At 66.0% G+C, this 24,249-nt stretch carries 21 protein-coding genes; 5 read left to right on the top strand and 16 right to left on the bottom strand.

All coding sequences use genetic code 11. The annotated features are described in order from the left end of the window. The first annotated feature begins 50 nt into the window (after positions 1-50). The gene (locus LFT46_RS09795) at positions 51-1,316 is read left to right on the top strand and encodes an alpha/beta fold hydrolase (RefSeq protein ID WP_236802852.1); all 1,266 of its coding nucleotides are present in this window, start codon (positions 51-53) and stop codon (positions 1,314-1,316) included. On the opposite strand, the gene LFT46_RS09790 is transcribed toward LFT46_RS09795, so the two are convergent. Both LFT46_RS09790 and LFT46_RS09785 read right to left on the bottom strand, forming a co-directional pair. Continuing rightward, positions 1,302-2,705, bottom strand: coding sequence for an MFS transporter (locus LFT46_RS09790; protein ID WP_236802592.1), 1,404 nt, complete (start codon positions 2,703-2,705; stop codon positions 1,302-1,304). The genes LFT46_RS09795 and LFT46_RS09790 overlap by 15 nt on opposite strands. Positions 2,706-2,836: 131 nt before the next feature. Further along, positions 2,837-3,865, bottom strand: coding sequence for a TerC family protein (locus LFT46_RS09785; RefSeq protein WP_236821932.1), 1,029 nt, complete (start codon positions 3,863-3,865; stop codon positions 2,837-2,839). A 336-nt stretch (positions 3,866-4,201) separates the two neighbouring features. On the opposite strand from LFT46_RS09785, the gene LFT46_RS09780 reads away from it, so the two are divergent. After that, the gene (locus LFT46_RS09780; protein ID WP_236802588.1) at positions 4,202-5,524 is read left to right on the top strand and encodes an ABC transporter substrate-binding protein; all 1,323 of its coding nucleotides are present in this window, start codon (positions 4,202-4,204) and stop codon (positions 5,522-5,524) included. 108 nt (positions 5,525-5,632) lie between these two features. Here LFT46_RS09780 and uvrB read toward each other — a convergent pair whose 3' ends face one another. The 3 genes from uvrB to LFT46_RS09765 form a co-directional block, all read right to left on the bottom strand. Continuing rightward, complete coding sequence (gene uvrB, locus LFT46_RS09775) at positions 5,633-7,756, bottom strand: excinuclease ABC subunit UvrB (RefSeq protein WP_236802586.1); 2,124 nt, start codon at positions 7,754-7,756, stop codon at positions 5,633-5,635. 80 nt (positions 7,757-7,836) lie between these two features. Then, the gene (gene coaE / locus LFT46_RS09770; RefSeq protein ID WP_236821931.1) at positions 7,837-9,048 is read right to left on the bottom strand and encodes a dephospho-CoA kinase; all 1,212 of its coding nucleotides are present in this window, start codon (positions 9,046-9,048) and stop codon (positions 7,837-7,839) included. A gap of 47 nt (positions 9,049-9,095) precedes the next feature. Then, complete coding sequence (locus LFT46_RS09765) at positions 9,096-9,407, bottom strand: hypothetical protein (protein WP_236821930.1); 312 nt, start codon at positions 9,405-9,407, stop codon at positions 9,096-9,098. A gap of 242 nt (positions 9,408-9,649) precedes the next feature. Between LFT46_RS09765 and LFT46_RS09760 the strand changes: the two genes are divergently transcribed. Both LFT46_RS09760 and LFT46_RS09755 read left to right on the top strand, forming a co-directional pair. Then, positions 9,650-10,360: an IMPACT family protein gene (locus LFT46_RS09760; protein WP_236822021.1), complete on the top strand. Its 711-nt coding sequence runs from the start codon at positions 9,650-9,652 to the stop codon at positions 10,358-10,360. Further along, positions 10,344-10,841 (top strand): GNAT family N-acetyltransferase, encoded by a 498-nt coding sequence (locus LFT46_RS09755; RefSeq protein ID WP_236821929.1) that lies wholly within the window; start codon positions 10,344-10,346, stop codon positions 10,839-10,841. Before LFT46_RS09760 ends, LFT46_RS09755 begins: the two co-directional genes overlap by 17 nt. A gap of 143 nt (positions 10,842-10,984) precedes the next feature. Here LFT46_RS09755 and rpsA read toward each other — a convergent pair whose 3' ends face one another. The 3 genes from rpsA to polA form a co-directional block, all read right to left on the bottom strand. Next, positions 10,985-12,460: a 30S ribosomal protein S1 gene (gene rpsA / locus LFT46_RS09750; protein ID WP_236802578.1), complete on the bottom strand. Its 1,476-nt coding sequence runs from the start codon at positions 12,458-12,460 to the stop codon at positions 10,985-10,987. A gap of 241 nt (positions 12,461-12,701) precedes the next feature. Then, positions 12,702-13,997 carry a GNAT family N-acetyltransferase gene (locus LFT46_RS09745; RefSeq protein WP_236821928.1) on the bottom strand — a complete coding sequence of 432 codons (1,296 nt, stop codon included), beginning with the start codon at positions 13,995-13,997 and terminating at the stop codon, positions 12,702-12,704. Positions 13,998-14,074: 77 nt separating this feature from the next. Next, positions 14,075-16,717, bottom strand: a complete 2,643-nt coding sequence (gene polA / locus LFT46_RS09740) for a DNA polymerase I (protein ID WP_236822020.1) — start codon at positions 16,715-16,717, stop codon at positions 14,075-14,077. 217 nt (positions 16,718-16,934) lie between these two features. Here polA and LFT46_RS09735 point away from each other — a divergent pair, with 217 nt between their 5' ends. Beyond that, a complete protein-coding gene (locus LFT46_RS09735; protein WP_236802575.1) occupies positions 16,935-17,399 on the top strand; it encodes a hotdog fold thioesterase in 465 nt (154 codons plus the stop codon). Between the two features lie 22 nt (positions 17,400-17,421). On the opposite strand, the gene LFT46_RS09730 is transcribed toward LFT46_RS09735, so the two are convergent. The 8 genes from LFT46_RS09730 to LFT46_RS09695 form a co-directional block, all read right to left on the bottom strand. Further along, on the bottom strand, positions 17,422-17,982 hold the full coding sequence (locus LFT46_RS09730) for a dihydrofolate reductase family protein (protein WP_236821927.1): 561 nt from the start codon (positions 17,980-17,982) through the stop codon (positions 17,422-17,424). 85 nt (positions 17,983-18,067) lie between these two features. Then, the gene (locus tag LFT46_RS09725) at positions 18,068-18,289 is read right to left on the bottom strand and encodes a hypothetical protein (protein WP_236802573.1); all 222 of its coding nucleotides are present in this window, start codon (positions 18,287-18,289) and stop codon (positions 18,068-18,070) included. After that, positions 18,286-19,545, bottom strand: a complete 1,260-nt coding sequence (locus LFT46_RS09720) for an inorganic phosphate transporter (protein WP_272910834.1) — start codon at positions 19,543-19,545, stop codon at positions 18,286-18,288. Before LFT46_RS09720 ends, LFT46_RS09725 begins: the two co-directional genes overlap by 4 nt. A gap of 152 nt (positions 19,546-19,697) precedes the next feature. Beyond that, positions 19,698-20,204, bottom strand: coding sequence for an HAD domain-containing protein (locus tag LFT46_RS09715; protein WP_236821926.1), 507 nt, complete (start codon positions 20,202-20,204; stop codon positions 19,698-19,700). Between the two features lie 17 nt (positions 20,205-20,221). Continuing rightward, a complete protein-coding gene (locus LFT46_RS09710; RefSeq protein WP_236821925.1) occupies positions 20,222-20,908 on the bottom strand; it encodes a hypothetical protein in 687 nt (228 codons plus the stop codon). Positions 20,909-20,985: 77 nt separating this feature from the next. Next, on the bottom strand, positions 20,986-21,417 hold the full coding sequence (locus tag LFT46_RS09705; RefSeq protein ID WP_236821924.1) for a VOC family protein: 432 nt from the start codon (positions 21,415-21,417) through the stop codon (positions 20,986-20,988). Between the two features lie 103 nt (positions 21,418-21,520). Continuing rightward, positions 21,521-22,240: a response regulator gene (locus LFT46_RS09700; protein ID WP_236821923.1), complete on the bottom strand. Its 720-nt coding sequence runs from the start codon at positions 22,238-22,240 to the stop codon at positions 21,521-21,523. Further along, positions 22,237-24,240 carry a DUF4118 domain-containing protein gene (locus LFT46_RS09695; RefSeq protein WP_236821922.1) on the bottom strand — a complete coding sequence of 668 codons (2,004 nt, stop codon included), beginning with the start codon at positions 24,238-24,240 and terminating at the stop codon, positions 22,237-22,239. Before LFT46_RS09695 ends, LFT46_RS09700 begins: the two co-directional genes overlap by 4 nt. Between the last annotated feature and the right edge of the window lie 9 nt (positions 24,241-24,249).

The raw sequence follows: 24,249 nt of genomic DNA, 5'->3' as shown, positions 1-24,249 counted from the left end.
CGGCCGCGGCGGTCCGGCACGAGGTAAGGGCAAGGCACGAATTCCGCGGCATGCGCACCGTGGAGCACTACTTCACCGTCCCGCTGGACCATTCGGAACCCTCCGGCGAGACCATCACCGTTTTCGCCCGCGAGTACGTCTCCGCGGCACACAGTGAGGAGGCGGCCAGCGGGCTGCCGTGGCTCCTGTTCCTGCAGGGCGGCCCCGGCGGACGCGGGAACAGATGGGGTTCCCTGGGCGGCTGGAGCAAAGCAGCCGCGCAGGACTTCCGGATCCTGATGCTGGACCAGCGCGGCACCGGACTCTCCTCTCCCCTCGACCGCACCACCCTGCCTGGCCGCGGCTCCGCAGCCGCGCAGGCCGCCTACCTGGAGCATTTCAGGGCAGACTCGATCGTGGCGGACGCGGAGCTGATCCGCACGGCCCTTGGCTCCGAACCCTGGACCATCTACGGCCAAAGCTACGGCGGCTTTTGTGCCCTGACGTACCTGTCCTTCGCGCCGGAGGGACTGCGCGAAGTCCTCATCACCGGCGGCCTTGCACCGCTCACCGGCAGCGCGGACGACGTGTACCGGGCCACGTACCAGCGCGTGGCGGCGCGGAACGAGGAATACTTCAGCTGGTATCCGGAGGACCGGAAGACGGTGGAACGGATCGCCCGCCACCTGCGCTCCACAACCGAGTTGATGCCCGACGGCGTGCCGCTGACCGTGGAACGGTTCCAGATGGCGGGGGCATTCCTGGGCGGCAACACCCGGGTGGACAGCCTGCACTACCTGCTGGAGGACGCCTTCGTGGAGACCGCCGGCGGGCCAAGGCTTTCGGACACGTTCCTGGACCAGCTCCAGGGCGTCGTGTCCCGCCGTTCCAACCCGATGTACGCCCTGATGCACGAATCCATCTATGGCCAGGGGCAGGCCACGAATTGGTCCGCCTGGCGGATGCTGGCCGAGAACCCGTGGTTCAGGCCGGACGCCGAGCCGCTGCTGCTGACTGGCGAGATGGTGTACCCGTGGTATTTCGAGCAGGACCCGGCCCTCCAGCCCCTGCGCGAGGTCGCGGAACTGCTGGCTTGCAGGCAGGACTGGCAGCCGCTTTACGACCTGAGCGTGCTTGCCGCCAACACTGTTCCCGTTGCGGCTGCGGTGTACTCCGACGACATCTACGTGGACCGGGACCTCTCCCTGCGCACTGCGGCAGCAGTGCAGGGCCTGCAGGTCTGGGAGACGGCCGATTTCCATCATGACGGGATCGCCGACGACGGCGAAAGGATCTTCGCCCGCCTGCTGGGAATGGCGCGGTCAGGCGGCCGCTGACCGGCGGTGCGACGTCCGGGTGACGACGGCGGCGGCCAGGACTGCCGCGCCAATGGTTCCGCCCAGCAGGTTCAGACCCAAGTAACCGGCGTAGCCCAGGACCAGTCCCGACAACGCGCCGCCCAAAGCTCCCGCAGCGCCCATCAGCATGTCGGAGACGCCCTGCACCGCTACCCTGGCATCCCGCCCGACACTGTCCGCCAGCAGCGTGGACCCCGAGATGGTGGCCGCCGACCACCCCACGCCCAACAGGACGAGCCCGGCAGCCACGGCGGCAGTTGAGGACTGCCCGAATCCTGCAATCGCGACTGCTGCGACCAGCACCGAGAAACCGATCATGATGGTCTCGATCCGGCCTGCCCGGTCCGTCAGCCAGCCCATCACCGGGGAGAGCGCGAACATCCCGGCAATATGCAGTGAAATGGTGAAGCCGATGATGACCAGCACATCACCTTCGGCATGCCCTGCATGCGGACCGGGACCCTCCACCAAGTGCTGAAGGTGCAGCGGCGTCATGGACATCACGCCCACCATCACGGCATGGGCGGCGACGATTCCGGTCACGGCCAGCAGCGCCGTCCGGGAACTCCGGATGGCCTGCAGTCCGCGGCCAAGGGAGCCTGCCACGGTCTGCGGCGCGGCGTGGACATCCTGCCCGGGGACACCAGGCCCGGGAGCGCCCGAGTGCGGCGCATGAACCGCCGGAGCCGGCGGTTCATGGCCCGCGGGCTGATCCTTGTTGCTGTTTGCGGCAGCGAGTTCGCGTGCCAGCAGGAGCGGGTCCGGGCGGAGGCCGGCGAACACGAGCACGGTGGCGATCAGGAGCCCGGCCACGGAGATCACGAAAGGTCCTGCGATAGGCGGCAGGCCCAGTGCCGCTCCAACGGCCGTGCCGGGCTGGATGAGATTCGGCCCGGCAACGGCACCAACGGTCACTGCCCAGACGACGGTGGACAGTGCCCGGCCGCGGTGCCCGGCGGCAGCGAGATCGACTGCGGCGAACCTGGCCTGCAGGCTCGCTGCGGTTCCCACGCCGATCCCTGCTGCTCCCAGGACCAGCACGATGAAGGACCCGGAAATAACGGCCAGCACCATGAGCACCGCACCCGCCAGCGCGGCGGAGAGGCCGGCCACCTGGCCCACGCGGCGGCCGCGCCGTTCGGCCAGTGACGCCAGCGGCAGCGCTGCGGCCGCTGCCCCGAGCGTCATCACGGTGGCAACAGACCCGGCCCACGCACTGGACCCCGAAAGTTCGACGGCCAGGATGGAGCCGATGGACACGGTTGCTCCCGTCCCGAGTCCGCCGAACACTTGGGCCGCGCTCAAAAGCACAACGGTGCGCCGCTGCACTTGGAGCACGCCCTGATCCTTCACGGGTGTGCGGGCCATGTTTCGAGCATAGACCTGTCCCGGGGAGCCCTACAGGGGGTTTGAGCCGTTGCTGCTACCAACGTTTTAAGCGGGTAGTCCCGGCCGCCTGGGCGGCCGGGACTACCCGGATTGCTTCGTGCGGCGCAGCCCTATTCGGCGTCGCTGTGGCTCTTCCGGGCGTCTTCTTCAAGCCGGGGATCAACTTCGGCAACCTTGGCCTTGGAGCTGAGCAGGCTGGCGACCACGGCAATCACGATGGTGCCCACAATGACGGCGAGCGAGACGAAGGTGGGGATCTCCGGCGCCCACTCGATGTGCTGGCCACCGTTGATGAACGGCAGCTCGTTGACGTGCATGGCGTGCAGGACCAGCTTGACGCCAATGAACGCCAGGATGACCGACAGCGCGTGCTTGAGGTAGATCAGCCGGTTCATCAGGCCGCCGAGCAGGAAGTACAGCTGCCGCAGGCCCATCAGGGCGAAGAGGTTGGCGGTGAAGACAATGAAGGGACTCTGGGTCAGCCCGAAGATCGCCGGGATGGAGTCCACGGCGAACAGCAGGTCCGTCAGGCCGATCGTGATGAAGACGATCACCATGGGGGTGAAAACCTTCTTGCCGTTGACCACGGTCCGCAACTTGCCGCCGTCGAACTTCTCCGACATGGGGATGACCTTGCGGATTTTGGCAATCAGCGGATTCTCGCGGTCTTCTTCCTCTTCGCCTTCGTCCTGGGCCTGCTTCCAAGCCGTCCAGAGCAGGAAGGCGCCGAAGATATAGAACACCCAGCTGAACTGGTTGATGACGACGGCGCCCAGCAGGATGAAGATGCCGCGCAGGATGAGCGCGATGATGATGCCCACCATCAGCACTTCCTGCTGGTATTTCCGCGGGACGGAGAACCTGGCCAGGATGATGATGAACACGAACAGGTTGTCAATGCTGAGGCTGTACTCCGTGACCCAGCCGGCAACGAACTGGCTGCCGAATTCAGGGCCGGTGAAAGCGAACATGGCGCCGGCAAAGGCCAGGGCGAGCGTGACGTAGAAGGCCACCCACAGTCCCGCCTCCTTCATGGACGGTTCGTGCGGCCGCCGCACCACCAAGAGGAGATCGATCAGGAGAATCAGGCCGAGGACGGCAAATGAGCCAACCTCGAACCATACGGGCAAGTCGAGCACAGGGCAGCCTTTCGCAGGGTACACAAAATGGTGTAAGTCTCTCCGGCCTGCCTGCGCTCCCCGTGCTGCTGTGGCACTTGGTGCTGATGTGGTGGCCCGCTACGCCCGGCAGGGCAACTGTGCCCTGCGTGTTGACGATCGTAGCGCTTGGGATACTCCCCTACGTGCCTATAACTCTACCCCAGCCCGTCCGGGATGACGTCCCGGCGGACGCACCGGATAACGGTTTCCCAAAAACCATTGACCAGGCCTTATGCCGCTTGAAATAATCACGGGCAGTGAGAAAACGCTTTCTCATGTCGACCTAGTGTTCTTCCAGAAAGTCAAGGTTGGTCAATGAAGACTCCACTTCGCACCAGCATGGTGGCCAAGGCCTTTGCCACCGCCGCCACGGTAGCCCTGCTGGCTACCGGCTGCTCCTCCGCCTCCTCCAGCGACAGCGGCGGCAATGTCACCGTCCGCTTCACATGGTGGGGCAACGACCTGCGGAACAAACAGACGCAGCAGGTCATCGATGCCTTCCAGGCGTCGCATCCCAACATCAAGATCCAGGCCGAGCCGGGGGTGTGGAGCAGCTACTGGGACAAGCTTGCCACCACCACCGCCGCCAACGACTCCCCCGACGTGATCCAGATGGACCAGGCCTACATCGCAGAATACGGTGGCCGCGGGGCACTGCTGGACCTGTCAAAGCAGGGCAACATCGACACTTCCAAAATTGACCAGGACGCCCTGAAGTCCGGGCAGGTGGACGGCAAGCAGTACGGCCTTAGCACCGGCCAAAATGCCAAGGCCGTGATGATCAACACCAAGATGTTCCAGGACTACGGCGTCCCGATCCCGGATGACAAAACCTGGACCTGGGATGACTACACCAAGACCGCTGCCCAGATCGCCGCCGCGGCGGCGAAGGCCGGCCAGACCAACTACGGCAGTTCCTACTCGCTGACGGACTCTGACCTGAACACTTGGGCCATGCAGCACGGCGAGTCGCTGTACTCGGCGGACGGCGGCCTTGGCTTCAAGGAGGCCACGGCGACGTCCTTCTTCGAGAATGTGCTGAACCTGCGGAACAAGGGCGCAGCCGCTCCAGCCAACATCGCCACGGAAGACATCAGCGCGCCGGTTGAACAAACCCTCTTCGCCACGGGCAAGACCGCCATGTCGTGGTGGTGGACCAACCAGGTCAACGCGCTCCAGTCCGCACTGAAGACTGAGGTAAAGATCCTGCGAGCACCCAGCTCCACCGGCAGCGCCAAGGACAACGGCATGTCCTACAAGCCGTCCATGTTCTGGTCGGTTTCCTCACGCAGCAAGCATCCCAAGGAAGCCTCCGAGGTGGTCAACTACCTGCTGAACAACCTGGACGCGGCCAAGACCATCCTGACGGAGCGCGGCTTCCCCACCAACTCGGAAGTCCAGACAGCGATCGACCCGCAGCTGACGCCCGCGGACAAAGCCGCGGCGGCGTTCCTCAAGGACATCAAGCCGGATCTGAAAGGCGTCCCTCCCGTACCCCCCACCGGTTCTTCCGGAGTGCAGGCGCTGATCCAGCGGTACAGCAGCGATGTCCTTTTCGACCGCAGGTCACCTTCGGACGCAGCCAAGGGCCTTATGCAGGAAGCAAAGGACATGATCGACTCCGCCAGGAAGAAGTAGGCGGCCGGACCGGCCCATAGGTGAAAACGGCGGGCACCCCTGAGGGGTGCCCGCCGTTCCTGCTTAGGCAGTTGCCTGTACCCTGCCGGTTGCGGGAAGAGGTGCGGCCTAGGCGTGGCCCGCGGCCTGCATCTGGCGCAGTTCCTTCTTCAGCTCGCTGACCTCGTCGCGGATCCGGGCTGCCACCTCGAACTGCAGTTCGGCGGCCGCTCCGTGCATTTGTTCCGTCAGCTGCTCGATCAGGCCCACCAGGTCCTCGGCAGGGGCCGCCGCCAGCCCATCGGCCCGGACCGTGGCGGCACCCTTCTTGGCTCCCTTGGCACCGGGTTTGGTTGCCCCGGTGATCCCGCGCTTGCCCTTGCCGTAGTCGAAGCTGCCCAACAGCGCATCGGTGTCGGCGTCTTCCTTGGCCAGCTGGTCCGTGATGTCGGCAATCTTCTTCCGCAGCGGCTGCGGATCCACGCCGTGCTCCTTGTTATAGGCCACCTGGATGGCGCGCCGCCGGTTGGTCTCGTCGATGGCGTTGGCCATGGAGTCAGTGATGCGGTCCGCGTACATGTGCACCTCGCCGGACACGTTGCGGGCGGCACGCCCGATGGTCTGGATGAGCGACGTGGACGAGCGCAGGAAGCCTTCCTTGTCCGCATCCAGGATGCTGACCAGGGAGACCTCGGGAAGGTCGAGGCCTTCACGGAGCAGGTTGATGCCCACCAGGACGTCAAAGGACCCCATCCGCAGTTCGCGCAGCAACTCCACCCGCCGCAGGGTATCCACGTCGGAGTGGAGGTACTCCACCTTGACGCCGTGGCCCAGGAGATAGTCGGTCAGGTCCTCGGCCATGCGCTTGGTCAAGGTGGTCACCAGGACCCGTTCATTCCTCTCCACCCTCGTCTTGATTTCACCGAGCAGGTCATCGATCTGGCCCTTGGTGGGCTTGACCACCACCTCCGGATCGACAAGGCCCGTGGGCCGGATGATCTGCTGGACGAAGCCGTCGGCCTTGCCCAGCTCATACTTGCCCGGAGTAGCGGAAAGGTAGACGGTCTGGCCTACCCGTTCCAGGAATTCGTCCCACTTCAGCGGCCGGTTGTCCATGGCGGACGGCAGCCGGAAACCAAAGTCCACCAGGTTCCGCTTCCGCGACATGTCGCCTTCGTACATCGCCCCGATCTGGGGAATCGTGACGTGGGACTCATCCACCACCAGCAGGAAGTCGTCCGGGAAATAGTCCAGGAGGCAATGCGGGGCAGTGCCCGGCCCGCGCCCGTCAATGTGGGACGAATAGTTCTCGATGCCGTTGCAGAAGCCCATCTGCTGCATCATTTCAAGGTCGTACGTGGTGCGCATGCGCAGGCGCTGTGCTTCCACCAGCTTGTTCTGGCTTTCCAGCACCTTCAGCCGGTCTGCCAGTTCATCCTCGATCCGCTTGATGGCCCGCGCCATCCGTTCCGGCCCGGCAACATAGTGCGAGGCCGGGAACACGTACATCTCCTCTTCGTCGCGAATAACCTGGCCGGTAAGCGGGTGAAGGGTCTGGATGTTCTCGATCTCGTCGCCAAAGAACTCGATCCGGATAGCCAGTTCCTCATACATCGGGATGATTTCCACGGTGTCGCCACGCACCCGGAAGGTTCCCCGGTGGAAGTCCATGTCGTTGCGCGAGTATTGCATGGCGACGAACTTCCGCAGGAGGTCGTCCCGGTTCATCTCGGCGCCCTTGCGGAGCGTGACCATTCCGGCGATGTATTCCTCCGGCGTGCCCAGACCGTAAATGCAGGAGACGGTGGCCACCACCACCACATCTCGGCGGGTCAGCAGGGCGTTCGTGGCCGAGTGCCGGAGCCGTTCGACTTCCTCATTGATAGAGGAGTCCTTCTCGATGAAGGTGTCCGTCTGGGCCACGTAGGCTTCGGGCTGGTAGTAGTCGTAGTAGGAGACGAAGTACTCCACCGCGTTGTTGGGCAGGAGTTCGCGGAACTCGTTGGCCAGCTGCGCGGCGAGGGTCTTGTTCTGCACCATCACCAGGGTGGGGCGCTGCACCTGCTCAATGAGCCAGGCGGTGGTGGCGCTTTTACCGGTGCCCGTGGCACCGAGCAGCACCACGTCCTTTTCGCCGTTGTTGATGCGCTCGGTCAGCTCCGCGATGGCTGCGGGCTGGTCCCCTGCGGGCTTGAATTCGCTGATGACTTCGAAGGGCGCTACAACACGTTTGACTTCCTGCGCAAGGCTCATGGATCTAATTTACAACCGGGCAGTGACACTAGACGTCCCCGTCCGTTACAGGCGAACACCATCCCTGCGCCGGGCCGGCGTCAGGACGGGTACGACGGCGGTTCCCACCCGGTTGCCTCAGCCCACGCCGACATCCGCGGCCACGCAACGTCAGTGAACCAAGGTTCCTTGGCGTCGGCGTACGGCTTGGTGGTGGGCGAACCGGCGAAACGGGCTGCGAGGTCCGCCTTGTGGTCGCCGTAAAGCTTCAGCGCGGGGGGCTCGCTCCGCAGCCAGTCCCGGAACATCAGCGCGTAACGCCAGCCCGCCGAGCCGGCGGCACGGACATGCACATTCACGGCACGGCACGGGTCAGCGTTGGCGTGGAACCGCTTCAACCATGCCGACTGGTCGGGATCGCCGGGCTTCGGGGAGTCGGCCTCCACTCCACGGACGGCCGGAAAACCCGCAGCGGCCAGCATCGGGGCAAGCTTTTCAGCGGCTTCCAAATCCCGCACTGCCACCTGCAGGTCGATGACGTCCTTCGCGGCCAGGCCGGGAACGGAAGTGGAGCCGATGTGGTCCACCGCCAGGATGAGGTCCGGCGCGGCTGCAGCAATCCTCGCTGCGATCCTGCCTGCCTCCTCCGCCCACTCCGTACGGTATGGCTCCAAAACCGCTCCGGGTCGCGGTGCGCGTTTCCCTTCCACGAGGTTGTGGGCGAACGGCACCAGGCGTCGGTCCCAAAGCGCGTCCACCTGGTCCAGCAGCTGCTGCACGGTCCCTGAGTTGTCCAGGACGACGTCGGCGGCGGCCAGCCGCTCTTCCCTGGTGGCCTGGGCGGCAATGCGGGAAAGTGCCGCCTCCGCGGTCATCCCCCGCAACTCCTGCATGCGGTGCAGCCGCACATCGTCGGGGGCGTCCACCACTACGACCAGGTGGAAGGCGGCGCCCTGCCCGGTCTCCACCAACAGGGGAATGTCTTGGACAACGACGGCGTCATCGGCGGCGGCAGCCGTGATGGCCGCGGCACGGGCGCGCACCAGGGGATGGACGATGGCATTCAGCGCAGCCAAGCGTTCCGGATTGCCGAACACCGCCTCGCCCAGCCGGGGCCGGTTGAGCCGCCCGTCGCCGTCGAGCATCCCTGCGCCGAACTCCGCGACGATGCGATCCAGCCCCTCGGTCCGGGGCTCAACCACCTCACGGGCCAGGGCATCCGCGTCCACCAATACGGCGCCGCGTTCCACCAGCCGTGCGGCCACCACCGATTTCCCAGAGGCGATCCCGCCCGTCAACCCGATCTTCAGCACCCTCCCACCATACTGAACCGACACGGGCCGGCCCGTACGGCATGCTCTTATTGCACCGGCAACTGCAATCCCTGCTCCTGGGCGAACTTCATGATGTTGGGCATCATGAGCTCTGTTTGCCGCTTTGCTTCTTCTGTGGGCGTGAAGGCCAAATACTCGCTGCCTGCAAACGAAAAGGGTGTGTGTCCGGGCCCGATGACGAACGCATCCCCTGCTTCGAAAATTTCTTCGCTGCCATCGGCCAGCCGGACTCCAAACCTTCCTTTAAGTACGTAGCCCACATGGTGCGCCTGGCACTGGTCGTTCGGGGCACCTTTGAAGAAGAGCGCCTGGTCCATGTCGATGAAGTTGTTCTCCATGCTGACAGTCCAACCTGCAACCTCATGTTCATACGCGTCCACGTATCCCGGCAACACCTGATGTGACGAAGCGGTGGCCCTCGACACCTTCGGCATGGTCTTTCCCTTTCCTGCGGTGAATTGGTCCCGCCCGCCCCAGCCATCGGACACTGGCCATGCTGGTTACCGAGCGCGGCTGCCGGTTAGGGACGAGCGTCCCATGGATCGCCGACCCCGCAGCCTCCCCATAGACTGAAACGGTGTTGAAACCGGGGGAACCATCAGCAGACAACGCAGACAGCCGGGCCACGTCCTACACCACACTGGCAGCTGGGCAGGATTTCCGGCACGAGCTTGAGGTCAAGCGCTCGCGATTCATCACCGTGCTCCGCCGCGCCGGCACCGAGGACGAAGCCCGCGACCTGGTGGCAGGCCTTCGCCGCGAGTGCCATGACGCCCGCCACCACTGCTCGGCGTTTGTTATTGGCCCCGACCGGACCGTCCAGCGGTCGAGCGACGACGGCGAACCTGCGGGGACCGCCGGCATCCCCATGCTCGAAGCCCTCCTGAAGAGGGAAACCGCCCCAGGGGTGACGGACCTCAGCGACGTCAGTGCCGTCGTCGTACGTTACTTTGGCGGGGTCCTGCTTGGTGCAGGAGGGCTGGTCCGGGCGTACTCTGAATCAGTCTCCGCGTCCCTGGACCTCGCACCGCTGGTCCGGCGCAGCAGGCGGCGCGTATGTTCCACCGCCGTGCCCCACGCCGCAGCGGGGCGGCTGGAGAACGACCTGCGTGCGGCCGGCATGGTCATGGCGGAAACCACCTACCAGGACCGGCATACCGTGCTCCGGGTTGCCGTACCCGACGACGCTGACGCTATCGCCGCCGCAACGGAGCGGGTCCTGCAGCTCACGGCAGGGTCCGCCACGCTTACTCCCGACGGAACGGAATGGGTGGATGAACACCACGACTGACGTGACCCTTGTGGACGTTGACCGGGCGGTGGCGGACCAACTGCTGGAGCTGGCCAAGCGTGACGCCTCCCCCGATGAGGTGGCTCCCCCGGTGGGCGGCCCCGGCTGGAACCTCGACCGGACCGCCTGGTTCTTCAGCTACCATCACGCTGCAGCCGACGGGCTGGAGGGCCCCGCCGCGGAAAAGTCCTGGGCAGTCTATAGCGGCGGCCACATTGCCGGTTCCGTACGCCTCAAGCGCAACCCTGGCGCCGGCGTCCCGTCGGCGGAAACCGGCATCTGGCTTGGCCGCAGCTTCCGTTCCCGGGGCGTTGGCAGCGCCGCCTTGGACCTAGTGCTGGCGGAGGCCCGCCGGGCCGGACTGAAGCGCGTCACTGCCCGCACCCTTGTCGGAAACCAGGGCGCCCAAAGGCTGCTGGCGGCCGCGGGCGCGGAACTGACGCAGGATGACGGGAGGGTCCTGGCCGTCTTCGAGCTTTAGCGCCGCCAGGCGGGAACACCGGCAGCACCTTGCGGGATGACAGGCCCATTTCCCGCAGTCGTTCAGCGCCTTAAACAACAGACCCCCTGCCTTGTGGGCAGGGGGTCTGTTGTTGTCACCCCGGGAGTCCGGGCCGGCGGCAATTAGTTGCCGGTCAGCTTCTCACGCAGGGCAGCAAGTGCCTCGTCCGAAGCCAGGGTGCCGGCACCGGAATCGGTGGCAGCAGGCTCCGAGGAGTAGCTGGTGGTGCCGGAATCGCTGTCACCGGACGTTGCAGCTGCAGCGTCGTCGGCAGCGTGCTGGGCAACCTGCTTCTTGTGTGCTTCCCAGCGGGCCTGGGCGTCAGCGTACTGCTGCTCCCAAGCTGCGCGCTGGTTCTCGTAGCCCTCGAGCCATTCGTTGGACTCGGGGTCGAAGCCCTCGGGGTACTTGTAGTTGCCCTCTTCGTCGTACTCTGCGGCCATGCCGTACAGGGCGGGATCGAATTCGGTGCTGTCGGCGTCGACGCCCTCGTTGGCCTGCTTGAGGGACAGCGAGATGCGGCGGCGTTCCAGGTCGATGTCGATGACCTTGACGAACAGTTCGTCGCCAACAGAGACAACCTGCTCGGCCAGTTCGACGTGGCGGACAGCCAGCTCGGAGATGTGGACCAGGCCTTCGATGCCGTCTTCGACGCGGACGAACGCACCGAACGGAACCAGCTTGGTGACCTTACCCGGAACAACCTGGCCCAGGGCGTGGGTGCGGGCGAAGGTCTGCCACGGATCTTCCTGCGTAGCCTTGAGCGACAGGGAGACGCGCTCGCGGTCCAGGTCGACCTCGAGGACCTCGACGGTGACTTCCTGGCCAACTTCGACAACCTCGGACGGGTGGTCGATGTGCTTCCAGGACAGCTCGGAAACGTGAACCAGGCCGTCTACGCCGCCCAGGTCCACGAAGGCACCGAAGTTGACGATGGAGGAAACGACACCGGGACGGACCTGGCCCTTTTCCAGCTTGTTGAGGAAGGTGGAGCGGACCTCGGACTGGGTCTGCTCGAGCCATGCACGGCGGGACAGGACCACGTTGTTGCGGTTCTTGTCCAGCTCGATGATCTTGGCTTCGATCTGCTGGCCGATGTACGGAGCCAGGTCGCGCACACGGCGCATCTCGACCAGGGATGCGGGCAGGAAGCCGCGCAGGCCGATGTCGAGGATAAGACCACCCTTGACAACCTCGATGACGGTACCGGTGACGACACCGTCTTCTTCCTTGACCTTCTCGATGTCGCCCCAGGCACGCTCGTACTGAGCACGCTTCTTGGAGAGGATCAGGCGGCCTTCTTTGTCTTCCTTGGTGAGCACCAGGGCTTCGACCTGATCGCCGACGGAAACAACGTCCCCGGGATCAACGTCGTGCTTGATGGACAGCTCGCGGGAGGGGATGACACCTTCGGTCTTGTAACCGATGTCGAGCAGGACTTCATCGCGGTCGACCTTGACGACGGTACCTTCGACGAGATCTCCGTCGTTGAAGTACTTGATGGTGGCGTCGACAGCTGCGAGGAAGTCCTCAGCGGTACCGATGTCGTTAATCGCGACTACGGGGGTACCGGGCTTCTCGGTGGAGGTGATGGTCATGTAGTAGGGGCTCCGTTGTGGATAGTTAGTCGGTCAGGCAAAACCGGCGCGCCCGCGTCATGGAACGCAGGCGCGATTCGCGGTGGATCCAAACGGATCCTCCGGGTCATCCTGATTTGTGGATTGCTTTTCAATGCCGCCCTCGAGGGGCAGCAAGTGCGTGCACGTGGTACACGCCCGTTTATTCTAGTCGCTGCCGGCAATGCGGGTCAAAGCGGAAGCGGGGCAGGCCGGCAGCTGATTAGAAGTGCGTCAGGCAGTGAGTGGGCCGCTCCACCGCGAACAGCTGCTGCGCTTTGAAGGCCGCGCCCGGAGTTGCCTCGCAGAGGGCACCTGCCGCCTTCAGCGTCACGGGGCTGATCCCGCCCAGGTAGATGGAGGACAGCGCCGAAACGTCCAGTGCCAGGTCTGCTTTCCCCGCTGGAACACGTTCGACGGCGGCCTCGCCGCCCTGGACGTCCAGCGCGAAAGTTCCACCGGTGAGGCCCAGTGGGTCCCCCACTTCGAGGACCAGCCGTCCGTCCGCAGGGTAGCGCCGGGCGGCCAGGGCCTGCGGGATGTCGAGGATCCGGAGCCAGAGCATGTCGCGGCTGTCCGAGGCGTCGATGCACCGCGGGTCCACCAGCGCCCAGGCCAAGGGATCGTCCACCGGGGCCTCGTTCCAGGACACACGTTCCACGAGGTCGATGGCACCAAGGTATTGCCACAGTTCCAGATAGGCATGATCCGTGGCGGCAACAAGGTCCACGACCTCCACGGTGGCGGGTGTAGTCTCCCAGCCGGCGAACTTGTAGGACACGTAGCCGTCCACACCGCCGTCCGGGCCGTAGTGCAGAGCCGCCTTGATGGCGGGGTCCTCCTTGCCGTCACGGCCCATCGACCCCGAAGCGAGCAGCCAGTACCACTCCTGGCGCCCGAGGGAGCCGGGGGTGTGGCGGTGCACGCGGTCGAAGACTTTAGGGGCAACCTCGAGCAGGACCCTCGGGTCCGCCACCTCCACGGTTCCCGTTGCGTGGTGGCGCAGGCTGAACCGGGCCGTGGTGTCCACCTTGACGGTCCGCTCGAGGCTGGCCACGCCGTAACCAAACCGCCCGTAGATGCTCCCTTCGGAGGCGGTAAGGGCGGCCACCGCGATGCCGTCGTCCTTGGCTGCCTGCAGATCCCCGGTCATCATGCGCCGCAGCAGGCCGCGGCGGCGGTGCGAAGTCCGGACGGTGACGGCGGTAACCATCTGGGCTTCCAGCATCCGGCCAAAACCGATGTTGAGGGTTTTCCGGAACGTCCCGAAAGTAGCCACGGGCACCTCGGCCGGGAGCGAGTGCTCTGCCGGTGTTCCGGTCTGGTAGGCGCCGGTGAAGATCCTGCCGTCGACCTCGTAGGTGGCCATGGACCGCGCCACGTGCTCCGGGGTGCGGGTGGAGTCATGGAAGCCGAAGCCCACCGCCCTGCCCCAGGTTTCGGCTTCGGCGTACCCGTCTTTGCCTTTGGACACGGCAGGAAAGCGCCGGATTTCATAGTTTCCGCTCAGATCACCCATTTACCCGAGCCTAGCCAATGGATCCGGCGCCTGACCAGCAAAAACAGCGCCGCATATCGCCGGCGTCCGCGGCGGGGCTAGTGGCCGGCGTCGTACCAGCTGGGTCCGACGCCGATCTGGACTTCCAGGGGGACGCTGAGGTCCGCGGCAGCGGCCATCTGCTCGGTCACCAGTTTCTCCACGGCAGGCCGCTCCCCTGCCGCCACCTCCAGGACCAATTCGTCGTGGACCTGGAGCAGCATGCGGGACTTCAGGCCCTGGGCCTGGAGTTCGGCATGGACTCCCAACATGGCGCGTTTGATGATGTCCGCGGCCGAACCCTGGATGGGGCTGTTCAGCGCGATGCGTTCAGCGTTCTCACGCAACTGCCGGTCGGTGCTGGTGAGGTCCGGCAGGTAGCGGCGGCGTCCCTCGATGGTGGCCGTGTACCCATCAACCCTGGCCTGGTCCACCACGCCCCGGAGGTAGTCGCGCACGGCGCCGAAGCGGTCGAAGTAGTCCTTCATGAGGGTACGGGCCTCATCAACGGAAATTTCCAGCTGCTTGGACAGGCCGAAGGAGGTCAATCCGTAGGCAAGGCCGTAGGACATCGCCTTGACCTTGGAGCGCATGGCGCTGGTGACCTGGTCCGTGGGGACATGGAAGATGTTGGAGCCGACGAACCGGTGCAGGTCCTCGCCGTCCTTGTACGCCTGGATCAGCCCAGCGTCCCCGGAGAGGTGGGCCATGATGCGCATCTCGATCTGGGAGTAGTCGGCGGAGAGAAGGCATTCGTAGCCGTCGCTGACGACGAAGATCCCGCGGACCCGCCGGCCTTCCTCGCTGCGGATGGGGATGTTCTGCAGGTTGGGGTTGTTGGACGAGATCCGGCCCGTGGCGGCAACGTTTTGCGCGTAGGTGGTGTGGATGCGGCCGTCTTCCGCCACGGACTTCTTCAGCGACTCGATCATCTGCCGCAGCTTGGCGGCCTCACGGTGCGCCATGAGCTGGACAAGGAACTCGTGCCCGGTCTTTTCCAGGAGGTTCTTCAACGACGCGGCGTCCGTGGTGTAACCGGACTTGATCTTCTTGGTCTTGGGCAGCTGCAGTTCGTCGAACAGGACGGTCTGCAGCTGTTTGGGCGAGCCCAGGTTGACCTCGTGCCCAATGGCGGCGAAGGCCTGTTCCTGGGCCTGGTCGATCACCCTGGCAAGGTCGGCCAACTGGTCGTCCATCTTGTCCATGTCGACGGCGATGCCCGCGAGTTCCATGTCCGCCAGGACGCGGCTGACCGGCAGCTCAAGGGTGGACAGCAGCTCCTCCGCCTTGCGGCTCTTGAGTTCGTCCTCGAAGTAGCGGCTCAGGGCCAGCACGACGGCGCCGGCCTGGACGAGCGAATCGGCCGCGGCGTTGTCATCGCCGTCGAAGGACAGTTCCAGCTGCCCGGCTTTGGCAGTGGCAGCGGGAATTCCCACGTTGAGGTGGTGCTGGGCGAGCTCGGCGAGTTCATAGGTGCGGCGGTCCGGCTGGATGAGATAGCCGGAGATGGAGGTGTCGTCCACCACGCCCTCCAGTTCCAGGCCGCGGGCCGTCAGCGCCTTGAGCGCGGCCTTGAAACCGTGCATGACCTTGGGCGCTTCAGGATCGCGCAGCCATGCCGCGAGCACGTTCTCGGTCTCCGCGTCCTGGTTTGCGAGGTCGACGTAGACCGCGGCGTCGCCGCGGACGATGGCCAGCGCAGCGGCGTCCTCGCCGATGCGGCCCGGGACGAGGTCGACGGCGAGGGCGGACCGCTGGCTGGCGCCTGCGGCCAGGAAGGCGGCCAGTCCGGCGGCGTCGGCAGGGGCGGTGTATTCCGGGGTGTCGATGCTTTCGCGTTCGGCGGCGGGGGTGTCTGCGTCGCCGTAGAGGGCGAACAGGCGACCACGGATGGCCTTGAACTCAAGCTGGTCGAAGAGGTCCTCCAGGGCAGCCTGGTCCGGGCGCGGCTCGTGGAGGTCCTCCAGTGTGACGGGGAGGTTGAGGTCGGTGTGGAGCTGGTTCAGCCGCCGGTTGCGCTTGACGTTCCCGATGTTCTCCCGGAGTGCGTCGCCCACCTTCCCGCCAATGGCGTCGAGGTGTTCCAGGACGCCTTCCAGGCCGCCGTACTGGTTGATCCACTTGGCCGCCGTCTTGGGGCCAACGCCGGGCACGCCCGGGAGGTTGTCCGCTGTCTCCCCCACCAGCGCTGCGAGATCGGAGTAGCGGGACGGACTGACGAAGTACTTTGCTTCGATGGCCGCGGCGTCCATCCGGGGGATGTCGCTGACACCCTTCCGCGGGTACAGGACGAAGACGTTGTCCGTGATCAGCTGGAAGGCGTCCCGGTCGCCGGAGACGAGCAACACCTCGTAGCCTGCCTTCTCCCCCATGGCGGCAAGGGTGGCCAGGATGTCGTCGGCTTCGTAGCCCGGCATCTTGATGGTCTTGATGCCCCAGGCTTCCATGACCTGGGCAATGAGGTCGATCTGGCCGCTCATCTCGCGCGGTGTTTCGTTCCGGCCACCCTTGTATTCGCTGTACTCGGTCTTCCGGTGCGTGGATTCGTCCGAGACGTCGAAAGCGACCGCGATGTGGGTGGGCTGCTGCTCCTTGATGAGGTTGATCAGCATGGAGGTGAAACCGTGGATGGCGTTGGTGTGCTGGCCGTTGGAGGTGGAGAACTTGTCCGCGGGCAGGGCGAAGAAGGCACGGAACGCCATGGAGTGGCCGTCCAGGACCAGCAGCCGCGGCTGGTCGGTAATGGGAATGACGGGCGCTTCGGTAGCTGAAACAGACCCTCCGGCAGCGGGGGCGGCGCTCTTGGCAGCAGGCTTTGGGGCGGCGGAGCGGGACTGCGGGGCAGCCCCCTCATCGATGGCCTGGGACGGGAAGGGAGCCGGTTTGGTTGTTTCACTCACAGGTGCCAGCCTAGTTGCCATGACAGACAATTTCACGCCGGGCGCTTTCGCCGAAGAGCTGGCAGCTGCCGGTATTCCCGACCACATGCACGGCTGGCTGGGGAGGTTCGGCGTCGGCGCACTGGTGGTGAAGATGGGCATCCATTTCCTGGAGATGAGCCCTGAACGCACCGTTGCCACCATGCCCGTGGAGGGCAACACCCAGGTGGCGGGGATCCTGCATGGCGGCGCGCACGTGGTGCTGGCGGAAACCTTGGGCTCCTTCGCCGCGGGAATGCATGCCGGACCGGACCGCCACGCCGTGGGCATCGAGGTCAGTGCCACGCACCACCGGTCCATCGCCGAGGGCTTGGTGACGGGCACGTGCACCGCCATTCACCTGGGACGCACATTGACCACCCACGAGATCGTCATGACGGACGGGCAGGGACGGCGCCTGTCAACCGCCAGGATCACCAATATGCTCCGGGATAACGTCGCCTGAGTCAGGCCCAGGGCCTTCGGGCTCAGGCCTGCGGGCCGGAAGCCGAGGGCAGCAGGTAGCGCAGCTCGACGATCCCCCTGCCCAGGGTGCGGGAGGCAGCCAACTCAAGTGCCGGCGTCGGGCCCTTCATGGGCAGCAGCCGCTTCCCTGCGCCCAGCACCACCGGAATGACGGAGAGGATGATTTCATCCAGCAGGCCTGCGTCGGCGAACTGGGCCGCGAGGTTGCCGCCGCCAACCACCCAGATGTTCCTGTCCCCGGCGGCACTTCGGAAGTCCGCAATGAATTCCTGGACGTCACCGCGGACAAAGGTGATGTCGGCACCCTCCGGCGCACGGTATTCGTGGTGGGTGAACACGTAGCTGGGCGTACCGTTGTACGGCCACTTGCCCGGCTCGTGCTCCTGCAACCAGGCGAAGGTTTCCCCGCCCATGACGATGCAGCCAACCCCGGACATGAAGTCGTTGTAGCTGTCAGCTCCGCCCTCGAAACCGTCGAACTGCAACAGCCAGCCCAGGTCGTCTGCGGTGGTGGCGATGAAGCCGTCAAGGGATGCGGCAACAAAGTACTGGATGCGTGGCATGGCCCCAGCCTAGCGAGCCGGCGCAACCCCGCCAATCAGGGGGCCCGGCCACCGGCCCGGCAGTGCTGCGTGGAGAAGGGCAGTGCTACTTCGAGAAGTACGGGATGATCAGGTACAGCCCGAAGAGGACTGCCACGCCACACAACCCAAAGCAGATGTAGGCGAAGGAGCGCTTGACGCCGGGGGACGCCTGCTGGGCGTCAGCGGCAATCGCTGTGAACCGGACACCCAGCGAGTAGAGGGTCACCACGATTGCCGCGGACACGAGGGTGGCGCCTGCAACGGTCAGGAGTTCCAACCACTTCATCGTTGAGTCTCCTTGCGGTCGGTTGCTTTTGCTCTTGCTTCTGCCCTGGCTTTTGCGTCGGCCTTGGCTTTCGCTTTGGCTTCGGCCCGGGCCTTCTTCTTTGCGAAGCGGACGGCCTGGCCGGCTTCCTCCACCTCGACGGCGTTCTGGTGGCTCACGGAGGACTTTCGTGAGTAGAAGAACATGAACAGGACAGCCGCGCTGCCCGCGACGGCGGCGATGAGGACGCCCACGGCGCCGGTCTTCACCAGGAGGGCGGTCAGTGCGCCGACAACGCCTGCGGCCGGGAGGGTGAAGAGCCAGCCCAGGGCGATCTTGCCCACCATGTTCCAGCGGACCGTGGTCCCGCGGCGGCCCATTCCCGAGCCGATCACGGAGCCGGAGGCCACCTGCGTAGTGGAAAGGGCGAAGCCCAGGTGCGAGGACGCGAGGATGGCGGACGCTGTACTGGTCTCCGCCGCGAAGCCCTGGGCGGGCTTGACCTCGGTCAGGCCCGAGCCCATGGTGCGGATGATGCGCCAGCCGCCGGCGTAAGTGCCGATGGCGATGGCCAGGGCGCAGGCCGAGATCACCCAGAGCTGGGGGCCGGAGCCGGGGGCCTGGGTTCCGGCGGCGATCAGGACCAGGGTGATGATGCCCATGGTCTTCTGGGCGTCGTTGGTGCCGTGGGCCAGGGCCACCAGGCTGGAGGTGAAGATCTGCCCGGTGCGGAAGCCGCCGCGCTTCTGGGTGAGCTTGGTGCCCGTCTCGGGATCGTGGCGGGAGGTCAGGGCGTAGGCCAGGCGCGTGCAGACGTAGGCGGCAAGGCCGGCAATGACAGGTGCGAAAACAGCGGGAAGGATGACCTTCTGGAGCAGGGTTTCAAGGTTGACGGAGTTGAAACCCGCGCCGACGATGGCTGCGCCGATGAGTCCGCCGAACAGCGCGTGCGACGAACTGGACGGCAGGCCCTTGAGCCAGGTGATCATGTTCCACAGGACGGCACCCATCAGCCCGGCGAAGATGATCTCCGGGGTGATCTGGACGCCGCCGGATCCCTCCCTGATGATGCCGCCGGAGATTGTCTTGGCAACCTCGGTGGAAAGGAATGCGCCCACGAGGTTCAGCACCGCCGCCAGGGCGACGGCCGTCTTGGGCTTGATGGCACCCGTCGCGATGGGCGTTGCCATGGCGTTCGCGGTGTCGTGGAAGCCGTTCGTGAAGTCGAAAAATAGTGCCAGTGCGATGACCAGCGCCACCATGAAGGTGATATCCACCTGTTGCCCAATCTGCAGAGTCGACGTTCAGCAGTTTCACTTACCAGGCTGCCTTGCACAGCATAGTTCACCAGCTGTTTGCGTGGAATGACTTGCGGCGCGGGCACAACCGGCGGGAAACCCTAACGATCGTACGCGTCCCGGGCATGAGGTCAAAACACGGGTTGGAGCAGGAAAGACCGGAGCCGGTCCAGTTCCGGAGGCGTTATTCCGCGCCGGGGATGCGGCGAGACGGTCAGGATGCGGTGGCCAAGGATCCGGGCCCACTGCTGTGCTTCAGCCTCGAAGGCCAGTTGGTCGTCCACCCAGGCCACGGCATCCGGGCCCGTTTTTTCAACATCCGCCTGGATGGCCCGGAGCTTCCACCAGCCGGTCCCGCCGGCGGCCCCGTCCGCAGCGAGGTACGGCCAGTTCCGGCCGGCAAGTCCGACGGCGGGACACAGGTATTGCGGGGCCAGTTCCTCCCAGCTGGTGAGCCAGACGCACCGCAGCCAGGGCGTCCGGGCCAGGGTGTTGAGCCCGGTCACGAGTTTGGCAGCGAAGGCCACCGGCAGCAGCCCGGCGTTGGCGCGCCGCCATTCAGAGCCCCAGCCGGTTACGCCGTCCGGGCCGAACGGACAGACCACCCCGTCGACGTCCAAATAGAGCGTGCGCCACACACTGCACCTGCAGGGACTCAGCCCTGGTGGAACTGGGGCGGCCGTGGCCCGGCATCCAGTTCCGGCGCAATCTTCTCTTCGAGGGCCGCCACCGTGACATCGGGCAGGACGATGAGGCCGTCCAGCTCATGACGCGCCCGCTTGTAGGCGGCTTGACGTTCGGCCGGGGTGGCAGCGTCGTTCTCGGCGATCATCAGCAGTTTGCGTGCCGTGGCCAGCCGTTCGCGTTCGGGCCCGCTGAACTTGCTGTCCCGGACGCGCCGGGCTTCCCGCTCGGCCACGTCAAGCGCCACCGCAAAGTTGTTGACCGCCTGCCGGTACGCGTCAAGGCCGGCCACCGACCGGAGGTTTTCGGCGGAGGCGGGCCGCTGGCCGTCCGCTTCCCGCTTGGCCCGAAGGAAGGCTACCGTGAGCGGTTCGCGGACGTCCGTCATCATCGGGAAATCGATCAGCTTGCCCACGTCCAGCTCATAGTCGAGCCACCGCCGATTGGTCGCGTCGTGGGTCGCCATCAGCGCCTGCACCTCGCCCACGGAGGCCCTTTCGGCTTCCAGCGCCTGGTTCCTGAGCTTGTACAGTTCAACCCGGCGCCGGTGCCGGCGTTCGCCTGCCTGCCGCCAGCCGCTTGCCCAGCGACCGGCGAACGCCATCAGCGGAAATACCATCCACCACTTGTCGGAGAGAAACTCCATGAGGGGGCTCACCCGTTAATCCTCCCAGCCCGCGGGCCCGGCCTCAAGAAGCAAGGGAAGATCCGCCACCCGGCGGCGGGGCAGGGAGCTCAGGAGGCCGGAGTCACCTGCGCGGCGTTGACGTTGACCAGCCAGGACACTCCGAACCGGTCGGTACACATGCCAAAAACATCTCCCCACGGAGCCCTTTCCATGGGAACTGTCACCGCTCCCCCGTCGGCGCTGAGCTTCTGGTAGTAGCCGCGAAGCTCCACCTCATCGTCCCCGCTGAGGGAAATGGATATGGAGGAGCCAGGGTGGTATTGCATGCTGTTGGGGGTGTCCGCGCCCATGAGTACCAGGCCCTGGGTGGTGGCCAGCATGGCATGCATGATCTTTTCCGCTTCCGCAGGGTCTTCGCCGGCCTGGAAGTCGCCGAAGGTGCTGAGCGTCAGTTCGCCGCCGAACACGGACTGGTAGAAGTTCATCGCCTCGCGGGCATTGTCGCGGAAGCTCAGGTAGGGATTGAGGACTGTTGGCATGGGAGGGTCTCCTTCGAAGGGGCCGGAACCGCGTCGGCCGGAACTGGGGCAGACACCATCCTGCCCCATGCTGTGACGGCCCGGAAGGGAAACACTCCCCTGTTCACGGCACGAAGCGGTAGCCGGCGCCGGCTTCGGTCAGCAGGTGCCGGGGATTGCCTGGATCGTCCTCCAGCTTCCTCCGCAACTGGGCCATGTACACACGGAGGTAGTTGGCTTCCTTACCGTAGGACGGTCCCCAGACTTCGGCCAGCAACTGCTGCTGCGAGATGAGCCGCGACGGGTTGCGGACCAGGATTTCCAGGATGTTCCACTCCGTGGGGGTGAGCCGCACGGGCTGCCCGGAACGCAGGACCTGCCGGGCCAGGAGGTCAACGGTAAAGCCGGCGGAGCTGACCAAGGGGTGTGTCTTGGCCTGCGGCACCCTCCGCAGCAGGGCACGCAGCCGCGCCAGCAGCTCATCGAGGCCAAAGGGCTTGGTGATGTAGTCGTCGGCGCCGGCATCAAGGGCGCCCACCTTGTCCGGGGATCCATGGCGGGCGGACAGGACCAGGACGGGCACGGCGCTCCAGCGGCGCAGGTTCCTCAGGACCTCGGTCCCGTCCATGTCCGGCAGGCCCAGGTCCAGGACCAGCACGTCCGGCGCGGACCGGGAGGCCGCCGCGAGCGCGGAAGCACCGTCCACGGCCGTGTCCACCGCGTAGCCGTGCGCGGCGAGCGTGATCCGGAGGGCCTTCAACAGGTGCGGATCGTCATCGATGACCAGAACCCTCGCCCTGGCCTGCCGGGCACTGCCAGGGGTGCCGCCGTCGTTCCCCCTCATGGCTGCACCCCGGCAGCCGTGTGAATGCCGGGGCTGCCGCCGGCGGGGGCGCTGGCCGGTATGCCGGTAGAGAGGGGCAGGCGGATCACCATGGTCAGGCCGCCGCCCGGGGTTTCCCTGGCGGTGAGCGTTCCCCGCATCGACTGGACGAAGCCCTGCGCCACCGAGAGTCCCAGTCCGATCCCGGTGGACGTGGATGTGTCGTCGAGCCGCTGGAACGGACGGAACATCTCCACCACTTTGCGGGCCGGAACGCCGGGGCCGTGGTCAATGATCTGCAACTCTCCACAGGGATGACCGTCCAGGACACTGCCGCCGGCAACGCCTGCCACCACTACAGCCGTGCCCGCGGCATACTTCAGCGCGTTTTCCAGGATGTTGGCCACCGCCCTCTCCAGCAGGCCGGCATCGGCATCCACCGGGGGCATGTTGGCCGGCAGCGCCACCCTCACCGCTCCCCGGGGCAGGCCCCGTAAAGCAGCTTCAACGGCCTCGGACCAGCGGACCGGGCCCAGCAGCGGTTCCACCGATTGCGCGGTGATCCGCGACATGTCCAGGAGGTTGGCCACCAGCAGGTCCAGCCTGTCCGTGCACTCATCGATGGTCTCCAGCAGGTCATGCTGCTCCGCCGGGGTGTAGGCGACGCCGTGCTGCAGGAGCCCGCCGGCAGCCAGCTTGATGCCGGCCAGGGGCGTACGGAGGTCGTGGGACACTGCCCGGAGGATGGCAGTGCGCATGGCGTTTCCCTCCGCGAGGCGGAGCATTTCGGTGCGGGTGGCTGCCAGCTGGCGGCGCTCGAGCTGTGCTTTGACGTGGACCGCGAAAGCGGCCAGCAGCCTGCGCCCGGACGGTGGAACCTCACGCCCCAGCAGCACCAGCGAGGTTTCCTCATCCACCTGCTCAACGGTGGTAGCGGGAGTTCCGGTGGCGGGAACCCCGGCCAGGGGCCCCCGCAGCCGGTCCGCGGCATCCCCGGCTGCGGCAACCACCTGCCAGCCGCCCAGCCCAACGTCCGATCCGGCGTCGTCCTTCACTGCCGTGCCCGGCCCGTCACTGCCCCCGGCGGACGCGTGCCCATCGGTACCGGGTCCGGCGCCGGGCCGGGCCAGGACAGCGGCGCCGGTGGCGCCGAAAACGTTCACCGCTTCAGCCAAAAGCCCCTTCAGGTTGTCCTCGTCCCGGGACGCCGCGAGGGCCAGATCGGCCAGGGTGGCTGCTTCGGCCCGTGCCGTGGCAGCCTCCTTGGACCGCCGGGCAGACCGGTCCACCACCCCTGCCACCGCAACGGCAACCCCGGCGAACACAGCCAGCGACAGGACGTCCTGAGGGTCGTGGATGGCAAGATCCCGCAGCGGCGGCGTGGAAAAGTAGTTGACCAGCACGCTGCTCCATAATGCTCCCGCAATCGCGGGCCAGAGGCCCCCCACCAGGGCGACGGCCACCGCGCCGGCCAGCTGCAGCAGTGCCGCCGTGGCCACGCTGTGGTCAAAGACTGCCAACAGCAGTTGCAGCCCGGCCGGAAGCGCGGCGGCGAGCGCAAACCCGATCATCACCCTGCGCCGCCCCAATGCGGTCCGCTGCCCGGCGCCCCTGGACAGGGATGGCCGGGACACCGCAGGCCGGGGCACCACCTGGACATCGATGTCCCCGGCACCGCGCACCACCTTCGCTTCCACGCTGCCGCCGGACAGGACGGCAAACCTGCGGCGGCTCTGCCCTACCAGGATGTGCGTGGCATCGTGCGCGCGGGCATAGTCGAGCAGGGCCCCGGCGACGTCGCCGGACGAAAGCGCGTGATAGCTGCCGCCGAGCCCTGCGACGAGCTGCCGCTGGGCCTCCAGCGCATGCGGCGACTCGCCCTGCGCGCCGGACGGGGTCCGGACGTGGACGGCAAGGACGTCACCTTCGCCCGCCCGCTCCAGGAGCTTCGCGGCGCGGCGCACCAGGAGGTCTCCCTCGCCGCTGCCGTTAAGGCCGATGACGATGCGTTCCCTAGCCATGAGGCACAT

Source organism: Arthrobacter sp. FW306-07-I (genome assembly GCF_021800405.1).
Lineage (GTDB): Bacteria > Actinomycetota > Actinomycetes > Actinomycetales > Micrococcaceae > Arthrobacter.
The sequence above is the reverse complement of the archived record's forward strand: the minus strand, read 5'-3'. Positions and strand labels throughout refer to the sequence as shown.